Source organism: Bradyrhizobium sp. (assembly GCF_022844465.1).
Taxonomy (GTDB): Bacteria; Pseudomonadota; Alphaproteobacteria; order Rhizobiales; family Xanthobacteraceae; genus Bradyrhizobium.
This window is the reverse complement of the sequence record NZ_JALHLP010000001.1, coordinates 313177-326642: the sequence shown is the minus strand read 5'-3', so window position 1 is coordinate 326642 and position 13466 is coordinate 313177. Positions and strand designations below refer to the sequence as shown.

The 13466-nt window shown below is 64.8% G+C and carries 15 protein-coding genes; all 15 read left to right on the top strand.

Annotated elements, in window-relative coordinates; genetic code table 11:
• Positions 1-11: 11 nt before the first annotated feature.
• Positions 12-1298 carry an extracellular solute-binding protein gene (locus Q0D31_RS01655; RefSeq protein WP_291843423.1) on the top strand — a complete coding sequence of 429 codons (1287 nt, stop codon included), beginning with the start codon at positions 12-14 and terminating at the stop codon, positions 1296-1298.
• A gap of 79 nt (positions 1299-1377) precedes the next feature.
• On the top strand, positions 1378-2475 hold the full coding sequence (gene ugpC, locus Q0D31_RS01650; protein WP_291843416.1) for a sn-glycerol-3-phosphate ABC transporter ATP-binding protein UgpC: 1098 nt from the start codon (positions 1378-1380) through the stop codon (positions 2473-2475).
• Between the two features lie 104 nt (positions 2476-2579).
• The gene (locus Q0D31_RS01645; protein ID WP_291843407.1) at positions 2580-2816 is read left to right on the top strand and encodes a hypothetical protein; all 237 of its coding nucleotides are present in this window, start codon (positions 2580-2582) and stop codon (positions 2814-2816) included.
• A gap of 28 nt (positions 2817-2844) precedes the next feature.
• The gene (locus Q0D31_RS01640) at positions 2845-3066 is read left to right on the top strand and encodes a hypothetical protein (protein ID WP_291843397.1); all 222 of its coding nucleotides are present in this window, start codon (positions 2845-2847) and stop codon (positions 3064-3066) included.
• A 216-nt stretch (positions 3067-3282) separates the two neighbouring features.
• Positions 3283-3837, top strand: a complete 555-nt coding sequence (locus Q0D31_RS01635; protein WP_291843387.1) for a histidine phosphatase family protein — start codon at positions 3283-3285, stop codon at positions 3835-3837.
• 49 nt (positions 3838-3886) lie between these two features.
• Complete coding sequence (locus Q0D31_RS01630) at positions 3887-4510, top strand: glutathione S-transferase (protein WP_291843378.1); 624 nt, start codon at positions 3887-3889, stop codon at positions 4508-4510.
• Positions 4511-4803: 293 nt separating this feature from the next.
• Complete coding sequence (gene glyA, locus Q0D31_RS01625) at positions 4804-6114, top strand: serine hydroxymethyltransferase (RefSeq protein WP_291843370.1); 1311 nt, start codon at positions 4804-4806, stop codon at positions 6112-6114.
• 12 nt (positions 6115-6126) lie between these two features.
• Positions 6127-6609, top strand: coding sequence for a transcriptional regulator NrdR (gene nrdR / locus Q0D31_RS01620; RefSeq protein ID WP_291843349.1), 483 nt, complete (start codon positions 6127-6129; stop codon positions 6607-6609).
• Positions 6606-7757, top strand: a complete 1152-nt coding sequence (gene ribD / locus Q0D31_RS01615) for a bifunctional diaminohydroxyphosphoribosylaminopyrimidine deaminase/5-amino-6-(5-phosphoribosylamino)uracil reductase RibD (RefSeq protein ID WP_291843340.1) — start codon at positions 6606-6608, stop codon at positions 7755-7757. The genes nrdR and ribD overlap by 4 nt, the downstream gene beginning before the upstream one ends.
• On the top strand, positions 7757-8365 hold the full coding sequence (locus Q0D31_RS01610) for a riboflavin synthase (RefSeq protein WP_291843333.1): 609 nt from the start codon (positions 7757-7759) through the stop codon (positions 8363-8365). Before ribD ends, Q0D31_RS01610 begins: the two co-directional genes overlap by 1 nt.
• Before the next feature lie 216 nt (positions 8366-8581).
• On the top strand, positions 8582-9076 hold the full coding sequence (ribH, locus tag Q0D31_RS01605) for a 6,7-dimethyl-8-ribityllumazine synthase (protein ID WP_291843328.1): 495 nt from the start codon (positions 8582-8584) through the stop codon (positions 9074-9076).
• Positions 9076-9570 carry a transcription antitermination factor NusB gene (gene nusB / locus Q0D31_RS01600; protein WP_291843318.1) on the top strand — a complete coding sequence of 165 codons (495 nt, stop codon included), beginning with the start codon at positions 9076-9078 and terminating at the stop codon, positions 9568-9570. The genes ribH and nusB overlap by 1 nt, the downstream gene beginning before the upstream one ends.
• Positions 9563-10558 carry a thiamine-phosphate kinase gene (thiL, locus tag Q0D31_RS01595; RefSeq protein ID WP_291843310.1) on the top strand — a complete coding sequence of 332 codons (996 nt, stop codon included), beginning with the start codon at positions 9563-9565 and terminating at the stop codon, positions 10556-10558. The genes nusB and thiL overlap by 8 nt, the downstream gene beginning before the upstream one ends.
• Before the next feature lie 205 nt (positions 10559-10763).
• On the top strand, positions 10764-10973 hold the full coding sequence (locus tag Q0D31_RS01590; RefSeq protein WP_291843301.1) for a cold-shock protein: 210 nt from the start codon (positions 10764-10766) through the stop codon (positions 10971-10973).
• Positions 10974-11281: 308 nt separating this feature from the next.
• Complete coding sequence (locus Q0D31_RS01585) at positions 11282-13402, top strand: sodium-translocating pyrophosphatase (protein ID WP_291843275.1); 2121 nt, start codon at positions 11282-11284, stop codon at positions 13400-13402.
• Positions 13403-13466: the final 64 nt, after the last annotated feature.

Here is a 13466-nt window from a genome sequence, read left to right as displayed (position 1 = left end):
GGGAGGGAGCTATGGAGCGACTGGCGAAACTGGCGATGGCGACGACCGTGGCCCTGGTGGCCGCGGCGGGAAGTGCTTTGGCCCAGGTGAAGGAACTGCGGATCGGCTACCAGCCAAGCCCGATCCAGGACGCCTCGATCGCAATGTTCGAGTCGTGGGGCGCCAAGAACGGCGTCAAGATCGTCAAGGTGCCGAATTCCTACGGCGTCTATGTCGAGAAAATGACGGCGTCGCTGACCTCGAATTCCGATCAGTACGACATCATCTGGCACAATGACGATTGGGGACAAACCTGGGCTCATCTGCTCGAGCCGACCGATGACGTCAACGCCAACAAGTTTGCCGACAAGTGGAGCATGGCTCCGGTGGTGTTCGCCAACGCGCAGGGGCAGAACACTGTCGTGCCGATGGGCCAGACCTTTAGTGTGTTCTTCTACCGGTCCGACCTCGTCAAGCCGGAGGAGGTGCCGAAGACGCTGGAACAGCTCGTCACCGTCAGCAAGAAGTTGCAGGCTGATGGCAAGGTCAAGTTCGGCTATGTCGGCGGCATGTCGATGAACAACAGCTGGTTCAGCTGGTTCTGGTCGATGTGGGGCAACAATTGCGACGTGCTGCTGCCGCCTTACGAGCGCGACAACAAGAAGCTCGCCGAGGCCGGCTGGAAGTCCGGCATGACCGAGCCGTGCATGCAGCAGACCGCCGAGTATTGGTGGGATGCGATCAATACCCACAAGATCGTGCCGCGCGGCATGCCGGCCTATGACCGAAACGAAGCCAATGCCGTTTTCATGTCGGGCGACGCCGCGTTCACCGTGGCGGATTCGTTGTGGTGGAGCACGTTCAACGACCCCGCCAAGTCGAAGATCGCCGGCAAGGTCGCCGCCACGCGCTTCCCGCTCGGCCCCAACCGGGCGCGGCCGTTCGCCTGGAACGACATCTGGGGCTGGGCCATCCCGAAGTCGATCGCGCCGGAGCGCAAGAAGCTCGCCAAGGAGATGCTGGAGGCGATGATGCTTGACGAGGAAGGCCAGTTGAAATTGTGGAAGGCGACCGGCGCGCCGCCGCCCAACACCACGTTCTGGCCGAAGATCGCGGCCGCCGATCCCTTCATGGCGCTTCTGAAGGAGTCTGTGCTCGATTCTCCGGACAAGGTGCGCGGCGCGTATTATTTCCCGCAATGGCCGGCCGTGCACAAGGCCTTCAACGACACCGTCACCAAGGCGGTCACAGGCAAGCGCGAGGACATCGCGAAAGTGCTTGCCGAGGGTGCGCCGCTGGTCAGCAAGGCCGCGCAATAGTCGAAACGCCAGGCCCCGCCGCGCAGGTCGCGGCGGGGTTGTCTTTGGGTAGCACCGGTTTCAGTCAGACGGCGGGGAAATGGCAGCGATCAAACTCGAAAAGCTCAACAAGCATTACGGCACGCTGTTCCACGCGGTGAAGGACGTCGATCTCGAGATTGCCGACAAGGAGTTCGTGGCGCTGGTCGGCCCGTCCGGCTGCGGCAAGTCGACGACGCTGCGCATGATCGCGGGGCTGGAGGACATCACCAGCGGCGACATCCGCATCGGCGAAAGGGTGGTCAATCATCTGCCGCCGCGGGACCGCGACGTCGCGATGGTGTTCCAGAACTATGCGCTGTACCAGCACATGAGCGTGTACGACAATCTGGCGTTCGGGCTGCGCAACAAGAAAACCCCGGAGGCCGAGATCAAGGCCGCGATCGACCGCGCCGCCGGCATGCTCGGGTTGCACGAATTGTTGCAGCGCAAGCCCAAGCAATTGTCGGGCGGTCAGCAGCAGCGTGTGGCGCTTGGCCGCTGCATCGTGCGCAATCCGCAGGTGTTCCTGTTCGACGAGCCGCTGTCGAACCTGGACGCCAAGCTGCGCGCCCAGATGCGCATCGAGATCAAGCGCCTGCATGCGGAGATTCCGACGACCTCGGTTTTCGTCACCCACGACCAGGTCGAGGCGATGACGCTCGGCGACCGCGTCGTGATCATGCGTGACGGCAGGGTTCAGCAGATCGGCACGCCATTGCAGGTCTACGGCAAGCCCGCCAACAAGTTCGTCGCCGGCTTCATCGGCGCGCCGGCGATGAATTTCATCGAGGTCACCGTGCGCGATCAGGCCGGCGCCGTGTCGGTCGAGGGCGACGGCCTCCGCCTGACGGTCGGCGGCCCCGAGGCGCCGGCGCTCGCGGCCCGCAACGGCCGTCGTGTGATCCTGGGCCTGCGGCCGGAGCACCTCGTGCTCGGCAATAGCGTCCAGGGCCTGGGTTTCGACGCCCGCGTCGAGGTGGTTGAGCAGCTCGGCTCCGAAATCTTGCTGGAGACGAGGGTAGGCGGGTCCAGCGTCACGGCCGCCCGCGTGCCGGCGGAAACCGTGGTCGTGCGCGGCGATCAGGTCCGCCTTTCGGCGCAGCCCGGCCGGCTGCATTTCTTCGATCCTGAGACCGAGCTGCCGATTTCGGGGTGAAGCGAGGGCAGATTATCCCGTTCCCTCTCAGGCAAGGGGGATTTTCCGCCATGGAACTCCTGCCACGATCCGGCGTTTCCCTTGCTTAACGGAGCAGGTGAGACATGCTGGTCGAGCGCGGATTGCAGGTCATGAACGTCGAAGTGGTAGGCGACGCTTATGCCATCGCCGCAAATTACCTTTGCAGAACCGGCGCTCTGTCCAGCCCCACTGCCACCGACGATCGGTTGCTGGAAATCATCGTCAAAATGTTTCAACGCGGTGAACTCAACCGGATCAGGCTCGCTAACAAGGCGATCAGCAAGTTCGAGGCTTCGAACGGCGCCCGATTGTCGGCCTGATCGCATCACACCCTCCCGGGAGCATTCCATGGAAGCAGCTATCGACCGCATCATGCGGACCTACGACCTGTTGCTGAACAGGCCCACCGCCGCTGATGATGAGGCGCGGGCGAAGGTGACCAAATACCTCGCCACGTTGGTCGAGGCGGGGGAAAACGATACCCACCGATTGACGGTCTGCGGGCTGGCCTATCTGCGCCAGCTTGACGGCAGCACAGATCCGGTGAAGGCCGGATTTACCGGGCTGTAAGTCAAGCACTCGTCGGTTGCAACGAAGCGAGGATCGCGCGAGATTTTCTTTGATTAACGGTCTGTGCGGTTGCTGTTCGTTCGTAGCTGGATGGAGACTCGGTACGACGTCAGTCTCCAGCCAAGGCTACCGCGCTCGCCTCGCTTGTGCTGTGGCTGAGCGCCGGCCGTCTGATTGTCTGTTTGCGACAAGGTCGCCGTCATGCAGCACCTAAGATTGGCCATCCTGACCGCCCTTGTCGGCTTTTTCGCTTTGTCGGGGATCACCCATGCTGCCGCCGATGCGTTGAAGGCGTTGCGGGCGGGAGGTCATGTCGCCCTGATGCGCCACGCCGATGCGCCGGGTGGCTTCGGCGATCCGCCTGGGTTCCGCATCGACGACTGCGCCACCCAGCGCAACCTCAGCGCAAAGGGGAGGGCGGACGCTTCAAGAATCGGCGCGCGGCTCAAATCGGAGGGCATCGCGTTCGAGAGGATCGCGAGTTCGCCGTGGTGTCGCTGCGTGGACACGGCTACGCTCCTAAATCTTGGACCTGTCGAAACCGAAGCGACATTTGGCAATGTGGTCGTGCTGAGCGATCAAAGGGAGGGCCTCACCGCGGGCGCTCGCGCGCTGATTGGCAAGTGGACCGGGCGCGGAAACCTGCTTGTTGTGACGCATGGCGCGAACATCCAGGCGCTGACGGGCATTCAGCCGGCGAGCGGCGAGATCGTGGTGGTCGCGGGCGGGAGCGGTCGCGCCGATCCGGTCGGCCGCCTGATTCTGGATTGAAGATGCCAAGCGAACCACCTCGCGCCAACGGAAACTCAAGAGGAAACCCATGCTCACCCTTCATCACCTCAACGACTCCCGCTCGCAGCGCATTCTGTGGCTGCTGGAGGAGCTCGGAACGCCTTATGAGCTGAAACGCTATCAGCGCGACGCCACCACGCGGCTGGCGCCGCCGGAGCTCAAGAAGGTTCACCCGCTCGGCAAGTCGCCGGTGATTGCCGACGGCAAGGTCAGAATCGCGGAATCCGGGGCGATCGTCGATTACGTGATCCGCCGCTACGGCAAGGGCGCGATGATGCCCGCGCCCGGAAGCGCCGACTATGAGGCCTACAACGAATGGCTGCATTATGCCGAGGGCTCGGCGATGCTGCCGCTGATGCTGAACCTCTATGTCAGCCGGTTGAAGGAGGCGGGTGCGCCGCTGCATCCGCGCATCGACAGCGAACTCGCCAACCACCTGGGCTTCGTCGATGGTGCGCTGGCGGGCCGCGACTTCCTGGTCGGGCCGTCGCTGACCGGGGCCGACATCCAGATGAGCTTTGTCGGCGAGATGGCGAAAGTGTTCGACAAGCTCGGCCCGTATCCGAACCTCGCGGGCTGGCTTGGTCGCCTGCACGCGCGGCCGGCGTTCCAGCGCTCGATCGAGAAGGGCGGAGCGTATAGGTTTGCGTGAGGGGAAGGCCGTCATTCCGGGGCGCGAAGCGAACCCGGAATCTGGAGATTCCGGGTTCGATGCTTCGCATCGCCCCGGAATGACAGAGGATCGGGGCCCCGGCTCAAGGCCCGGGGGCGACAGCCGATGGGGCCGGGCCGCTCCCCACCATATCTTGCATAAATATCAGCCGGATACCGCAAGCGCTTGGCCAATTCCGGCCGATATGGTATCCCGCAGGTGCTTCTTCGACCGTCACACGTGACCGACCGCTCCGCCCCTAAGGGCCTGCGGCGGTGGAGATATTTCGCCCAATGACCTCCTCGCCCTCCAGCGCCAAGACCGCTTCCGCGCCCGACTCGTTCTTCACGGCCACCCTTGCCGAGGCCGATCCCGAAATCGCCGCGGCGATCCGGGGCGAGCTCGGCCGCCAGCGCCACGAGGTCGAGCTGATCGCCTCCGAAAACATCGTCAGCCGCGCCGTGCTTGAAGCGCAGGGCTCGGTGATGACCAACAAGTATGCGGAAGGGTATCCGGGCGCCCGCTACTACGGCGGCTGCGAATGGGTTGATGTCGCCGAGACGCTGGCAATCGAGCGCGCCAAGAAGCTGTTCGGCGCCGGCTTTGCCAATGTCCAGCCCAATTCGGGCAGCCAGATGAACCAGGCGGTGTTCCTGGCGCTGCTGCAGCCTGGCGACACCTTCATGGGGCTCGATCTCGCCGCCGGCGGCCATCTCACCCATGGTTCGCCCGTCAACCTGTCCGGCAAATGGTTCAAGGCCTCGCACTACACGGTGCGGCGCGAGGACCAGATCATCGACATGGACGCGGTGGCCAAGCAGGCCGAGCAGGTGCGTCCAAAGCTTATCATCGCCGGTGGATCGGCCTATTCGCGCCCCTGGGATTTCAAGCGCTTCCGCGAGATCGCAGACAGCATCGGCGCTTATCTCATGGTCGACATGGCGCATTTCGCCGGCCTCGTCGCCGGCGGCGTCCACGCTTCGCCGGTGCCGCATGCGCATGTCACGACCACCACGACCCATAAGTCGCTGCGCGGTCCGCGCGGCGGCCTGATCCTGTGCAACGACGAAGCACTCGCCAAGAAGCTGAATTCGGCGATCTTCCCGGGGCTGCAGGGCGGCCCGTTGATGCACGTCATCGCCGCCAAGGCGGTCGCGTTTGCCGAGGCGCTGCGCCCGGACTTCAAGATCTACGCGAAGAACGTCGTCGAAAACGCCAGGGCTCTGGCGGAAACGCTGCGCGGCCACGGCTTCGACATTGTCTCCGGCGGCACCGACAACCATCTGATGCTGGTCGATCTCCGGCCCAAGGGCCTCAAGGGCAACGTGTCCGAAAAGGCCTTGGTGCGCGCGGCGATCACCTGCAACAAGAACGGTATTCCCTTCGATCCCGAAAAGCCGTTCGTCACCTCAGGCCTGCGTCTCGGCACGCCGGCGGCGACCACGCGCGGCTTCGGCGTGGCCGAGTTCAAGCAGGTCGGCGGCATGATCGCCGAGGTGCTCAACGCGCTGGCGCAGTCGCCCGACGGCAAGGCGCCGCTGGTGGAACTGGCCATCAAGGAGCGCGTCAAGGCTCTCACCGATCGCTTCCCGATTTATCAGTAAAGGTTCCGTTGAATGCGATGTCCCAGCTGCAACAGCCTCGATACGCAGGTGAAGGACTCGCGTCCAACCGAGGATTCCGCCGTGATCCGGCGGCGGCGGGTGTGCGTCGCCTGCAACTTCCGCTTTACGACTTTCGAGCGGGTGCAGTTGCGCGAACTGACGGTGATCAAGCGCAACGGTCGTCGGGTGCCGTTCGACCGCGACAAGCTGGTCCGTTCGCTGCAGATCTCCTTGCGCAAGCGGCCGGTCGATCCTGAGCGGGTCGAGAAGATGGTTTCCGCAATCGTTCGCGAGCTTGAGAGCGGCGGCGAGGCCGAGGTTTCCTCGGAGGCGATCGGCGAAATCGTGATGGAGCATCTGCGCCAGCTCGACGACGTCGCCTATGTTCGCTTCGCCTCCGTCTATCGCAATTTCCGCGAGGCCAAGGATTTCGAGACGGTGCTCGGCGAACTCTCCGGCGAAGACGACGCACGGGTCGCCGCGTTACGCAAATGATCTTCCGTATTCTGGAGGACCAGTACGCGGAGAAATCCAGGGAGGCCAAGGCGGCCGACCAGCGATTCATGCAGCTTGCGCTCACGCTCGGCCGGCGCGGGCTGGGCCGCACCTGGCCGAACCCGGCCGTCGGCGCCGTCGTCGTCAAGGACGGCGTCATCGTCGGAAGAGGATGGACGCAGGCCGGCGGTCGCCCCCATGCCGAACCCGAAGCGCTCGGGCGCGCCGGGGAGGCCGCGCGCGGTGCCACGCTCTATGTGACGCTGGAGCCCTGTTCGCATGTCGGTAAATCGCCACCCTGCGTCGATGCCGTGATTGCATCAGGCATTTCGCGCGTGGTGTCGGCGATCGAGGATCCTAACCCCGAGATTGCCGGGCAGGGGCATGCCAGGTTGCGCGCCGCCGGCATCATCGTGGATGTCGGCCTTGGTGCTGCGGAGGCCGCCCGCGATCACGCCGGACATTTCTGCCGCGTGCGCGACAAGCGCCCGCATGTGATCCTCAAGCTCGCGGTGTCCGCCGACGGCAAGATCGGCGCCGCCGGCCGCAAGCCCGTCGTGATCACGGGCGAGGCCGCCCGGGCGCGGGTCCATCTGTTACGCGCGCAGTGCGACGCCATCCTGGTCGGCATCGGCACCGTGCTGGCGGACGACCCGGCGCTCACCTGCCGCCTGCCGGGCATGGCGGCGCGTTCGCCGGTGCGGGTGGTGCTGGATCGCGCCTTGCGCCTGCCCGGCACCAGCAAGCTCGTCCATTCCGCCCGCGACACGCCGCTATGGGTGATGACCTCGGATCTCGCCGAGGCCCCGGCGGCGATGAAACTGGGCGCCGCCGGCGCGCAGGTGGTGCGCGTGGCCGCGCCGGTCTCCGCGCCGGGGCTGAACCTCCCGGCAGTGCTGCGTGCGCTGTCCGACAAGGGCATTACCCGGCTGATGGTCGAGGGCGGCTCGCGGGTCGCCGCGTCGTTTGTCGCCGCCGATCTGGTTGACGAAGTCTGGCTGCTGCGTGGTGCTGATACCGTCGGGCCGGACGGCATTCCCGCGCTGGACGCATTGCCGCTGTCGGCTCTCACCGGGTCGCCCGCCTTCAGGACACGTGCTAGCCAAGTCCTGGATAAGGACACCCTTACCATCTACGAGCGCGCGTGATGTTTACCGGCATAGTCACCGATATCGGCGAGATCATCTCCCTGACGCCCACCGCGCAGGGCCAGTTGCACCGCATGCGGATCGCCTGCCGCTACGACCGGGCGACCATCGCCGACGGCGCTTCGATCGCCTGCAACGGCGTGTGCCTGACCGTCGTCGCCTCCGGGATCGATGGGGGCAAGACCTGGTTCGATGTCGATGCCGCCGCCGAGACGCTCGGCATGACCACGGCCAGGCACTGGGGCAAGGGAACCAAACTCAACCTCGAACGCGCGCTGAAGATCGGCGACGAGCTCGGCGGCCACATCGTGGCCGGCCATGCCGACGGCATCGCCACCATCGTCAAGCGCGACGATCTGCCCGGCATGGCGCGGTTCGAATTGCGTACCGCCCGTGAGCTGGCGCGCTTCATCGCCGCCAAAGGCTCGGTCACGCTGGATGGCGTGTCGTTGACGGTAAACACGGTGGCCGAAATGGTGTTTACGGTGCTGATCATCCCCCATACGCTGAGCGTGACCACGCTGGGTGGCTGGCGCGCGGGCAGCGAGGTCAATATCGAGGCCGACCTGATGGCCCGCTACGCCGCGCGGCTGTCGGAAATGAAGTGACGGCGCAGCCGTCATTCCGGGGCGATGCGTTAGCATCGAACTATGGTGCGCAGTGGCGCACCTGAGAATCTCGAGATTCCCCGGGGGTGCAATTGGCACCCCTGAGGTCTGGTCCTTTCGGACCATCCCGGAATGACGGCTATCGAGTTCGTGCTTGGCTTAGCGACCCGAGGCGACTACATAACGCGCCAGTTCCAGAGTGAAACGGATTGAACGATGGCCGACGCACGGCGGGCGCCGCTGAAGGACCAGACCGATATTTCAGGCGCGCGCGCGCTGATCGTCGAGGCGCGCTTTTATGACGACATCCAGGATGCGCTGATGGAAGGCGCGGTCGCCGAGCTCAAGGTTGCCGGCGTGACGCATGACGTCATCACGGTCCCCGGCGCGCTGGAGATCCCGGCTGCGATCGCGATGGCGCTCGATGCCGCCGCGCAGGGCGGCAAACCCTATGACGCCGCGATCGCGCTCGGCTGCGTGGTGCGCGGCGACACCATCCACTTCGAGATCGTCTCGATGGAATCCTCGCGCGCGCTGATGGACCTTGCGGTCAACAGGGGCTTCCCGCTGGGCAACGGCATCATCACCGTCAATACCGAGGCGCAGGCCTGGGCGAGGGCGCGCGCCAGCGAGTTGAACAAGGGTGGCGATGCCGCTCGCGCCGCGCTGGCGATGCTTCGGATCAAGCGCCGGCTGACAAAGGCCCGATGATGGCAGACGGCAGGAAGCCGGCAAAAGGCCCCGACAAGAAGGCCAACCGGCGTGGTGCGGCGCGGCTCGCGGCGGTACAGGCACTGTACCAGATGGACATCGGAGGCACCGGGATCAACGACATCTTCGCCGAGTTCGAGAGCCACTGGCTCGGCAACGAGGTCGAGGGCGAAAAATACCTGCCCGCCGAAGCTGCGTTCTTCCGCGACGTGGTGTCGGGCGTGGTGCGTGATCAAGCCAGGCTCGATCCTCTGATCGACGATGCGCTGCAGCGGGGCTGGCCGTTAAAGCGGATCGACGCGATCCTGCGCGCGGTGCTGCGGGCCGGATCCTACGAGCTCGAGCACCGCAAGGACGTGCCGGGCCGCGTCGTCGTGTCCGAATATGTCGATGTCGCCCACGCCTTTGTCGAAAAGGAGGAGACCGGCATGGTGAACGCCGTGCTCGACCAGATCGCGCGCCAGTTCCGCGCCGACGAGTTCACCCGTGGCTAGCGGCCGGCCAGCTTCCGGTGAGGATGCGCTGATCGCGCGCTATTTCCGGCCGCTTGCGACCGATCCAGGCGCCTTCGGTCTCGACGACGACGCCGCTGCCTTGAAGTCGAATGGCGAGGACGTCGTGGTGACGACGGACGCGATCGTCGAAGGCGTCCATTTCCTGCCCGACGATCCCCCCGATACGGTCGCGCGCAAGGCGCTCAGGGTGAACCTCTCGGATCTCGCGGCCAAGGGCGCCGCGCCGGCGGGTTTCGTGCTGACGTTGGCGCTCCGGGGCGTCGACGATGCCTGGCTGAAGCCGTTTGCGGCGGCGCTTGGCGAGGATGCCACGCAGTTCAACTGTCCGCTGCTGGGCGGCGATACGGTTTCGACGCCGGGCCCGCTGATGGTCTCGGTCACGGCATTCGGCCGTGTGCCACCGGGCAAGATGGTTCATCGCAGCGGCGCCCGGCCCGGCGAACGCGTGATGGTGACCGGCACGGTCGGCGATGCCGCGCTGGGACTTGCCATTCTCGGCGGCGGCAAGGTTCATGCCGCGGCAACCGATTTGGCGGCGCGTGCGGCACTGGTCGGGCGCTATCGCGTGCCGCAGCCGCGCGTGGCGATGGCGGAAATCGTTCGGGGCTTTGCCAACGCGGCGATGGATGTGTCCGATGGCCTCGCCGGAGACCTGACAAAGCTGTGCGGAGTGTCCGGCGTATCCGCCGTGATCGATTTGGCCTCGATCCCGCTGTCGGATGCGGCGCGCGATCTCGTGGCGCGGGGCGTGGTCGGGCTGGAGACATTGATCGCCGGCGGCGATGACTACGAAATCCTGTGCGTTGTGCCGGAAGATCGCGTCGAGGCGTTTGCGCAGGCGGCACGGCGTTCCGGGGTCGCCGTGAGTTCCATTGGAACGGTGATCGCGGGAGTCATGGCTCCCCGGTTCATCGACGCGCAGGGCAAGGAAATTGTGTTTGAACGGCTGTCTTACAGCCATTTCTGAAGGCAGCCCGTTAACGGTGCCGGCTGTTACCGGCCGCCGCGCATTGTAATTTCGCGGGAAACCTGTAGAAGAAATCCATTCGATTGCCGTCGTGCCTTTTTGAACGCGCTCCTTGGGGCTTCTTCCAAAGACATCGTCGAGATTGGATTTGAATCCGCGCGATCGCCGCGCGGAATGAAAGCCTGGGTGCTTTGGAGAAGATAAAATGGCTACCGGAACAGTGAAGTGGTTCAATGGTCAAAAGGGTTTCGGTTTTATTGAGCCGAGCGACGGCAGCAAGGATGTGTTCGTGCACATCTCCGCCGTCGAGCGCGCCGGTCTCGGCGGATTGGCCGAAGGCCAGAAGGTTCAGTACGAGCTGAAGACCGATTCGATGCGGGGCAAGGTGAGCGCTGAAAACCTGTCGCTCGTCTAAGGCCCGAAACGGTCGTTTCACGGATGTACTGGAATGGCTGGTGAGCCCGCTTGATCCCGAAGGGGTTGGGCGGGTTCTTGTTATCTGGACCCCGGCATCACTTGCCGAGCCTGGTGACTGGCGCGCTTTAGCGGTGACTCCTTTTCAAGAATCGACGGTTTTCGGCCTCCGCAGCGTTGCGCCGGGGAGATGATTTTGGCATGGTCCCGCCGATTTGAGGCCGCCCTTCTGGGCAGGGAAGGCCTCCTATGCGCCTGCCGCGTTCGCGGGGATGGCGTGGGGCGGACACAGCATTTGAGGCAACTTCTATGACAGCATTATGGGTGATTGTGCTCTGCGGAGCGCTTTCGATCGTTTACGCCATCTGGGCGACGTCGTCGGTCATGAAGGCCGACGCTGGAAATCCGCGCATGCAGGAGATCGCGGCTGCGATCGCTGAGGGCGCGCAGGCCTATCTCAAGCGCCAGTACATGACGATCGCCATCGTCGGCATCGTGATTTTCGCGCTGCTGGCCTACTTCCTTGGCATGCTTGTCGCGGTTGGCTTCCTGGTCGGCGCGGTGCTGTCGGGCGCCGCCGGCTTCATCGGCATGAACGTCTCGGTTCGCGCCAACGTGCGTACCGCGCAGGCCGCCACGGTTTCGCTGGCCGGCGGTCTTGAACTCGCCTTCAAGGCGGGCGCCATCACCGGCATGCTGGTCGCGGGCCTCGCGCTGCTCGGCGTCACCATCTACTTCGCCTACCTAACCCAGTTCCTGGGCCTCAGGGCCAACGACCGCGTCGTCATCGATGCGCTGGTGGCGCTGGGCTTTGGCGCCTCGCTGATCTCGATATTTGCCCGGCTCGGCGGCGGCATCTTCACCAAGGGTGCGGACGTCGGCGGCGATCTCGTCGGCAAGGTCGAAGCCGGGATTCCCGAGGACGATCCGCGCAACCCGGCGACCATCGCCGACAATGTCGGCGACAACGTCGGCGACTGTGCCGGCATGGCGGCCGACCTGTTCGAGACCTATGCGGTGACCGCGGTCGCCACCATGGTCCTGGCCGCGATTTTCTTCGCGACCTCGCCGCTGCTGGTGCCGATGATGACCTTGCCGCTTGCCATCGGCGGCGTCTGCATCCTCACCTCGATCGCCGGCACGTTCTTCGTCAAGCTCGGCGCCAGCCAGTCGATCATGGGGGCGCTGTACAAGGGCCTGATCGCGACCGGCGTGCTGTCGCTTGTCGGCGTCGCTTTCGTGATCCACTGGCTGATCGGTTTCGGCCCGCTGGCGGGCGTGAAGTACACCGGCCTCGCGTTATTCGAATGCGGCGTCGTCGGCCTTGTCGTCACCGGCCTGATCATCTGGATCACCGAATACTACACCGGCACCGACTATCGTCCCGTGAAATCGATCGCGGCCTCGTCGGTCACGGGCCATGGCACCAATGTGATCCAGGGCCTGGCGATCTCGATGGAATCGACCGCGATGCCCGCGATCGTCATCATCGCCGGCATCCTCGTTACCCACAGCCTTGCCGGCCTGTTCGGAATTGCAATCGCCACCACGACGATGCTGGCGTTGGCGGGCATGATCGTCGCCCTCGACGCCTTTGGTCCGGTCACCGACAACGCCGGCGGCATCGCCGAAATGGCCGGCCTGCCCAAGGAAGTCCGAAAGGCCACCGACGCGCTCGACGCGGTCGGCAACACCACCAAGGCGGTCACCAAGGGCTACGCGATCGGTTCGGCCGGTCTCGGCGCGCTGGTGCTGTTTGCGGCCTACAATGAGGACCTCAAGTTTTTCATCGCCAACGCCGCGAAGTATCCGTACTTCCAGGGCGTGCTGCCAGACTTCTCGCTCAACAACCCCTATGTCGTTGTTGGACTGCTGTTCGGGGGCCTGCTGCCGTATCTGTTCGGCGCGATGGGCATGACCGCGGTGGGACGTGCGGCCGGCGCGATCGTCGAGGAAGTGCGACGCCAGTTCCGCGAAAAGCCCGGTATCATGAAGGGCACCGACAAGCCGGACTACGGCAAGGCCGTCGACCTGCTGACCAAGGCGGCGATCAAGGAAATGATCATTCCGTCGCTGTTGCCGGTGCTGTCGCCGATCTTCGTCTACTTCGCGATCTACGCGATCGCAGGCGGCGGTGCGGCCGGCAAATCGGCGGCGTTCTCCGCCGTCGGCGCGATGCTGCTCGGCGTGATCGTGACCGGCCTGTTCGTCGCGATTTCGATGACCTCGGGCGGCGGCGCCTGGGACAACGCCAAGAAGTACATCGAGGACGGTCACTATGGCGGCAAGGGCTCCGACGCGCACAAGGCGGCGGTGACCGGCGATACCGTCGGCGATCCCTACAAGGATACGGCCGGCCCCGCCGTCAACCCGATGATCAAGATCACCAACATCGTGGCGCTGTTGCTGCTGGCGATTCTGGCGCACTGAGCGGCGCAAGCCCGATCAAACGAAAACCCCGCGGTGAAAGCCGCGGGGTTTTTGTTTCGGAGTT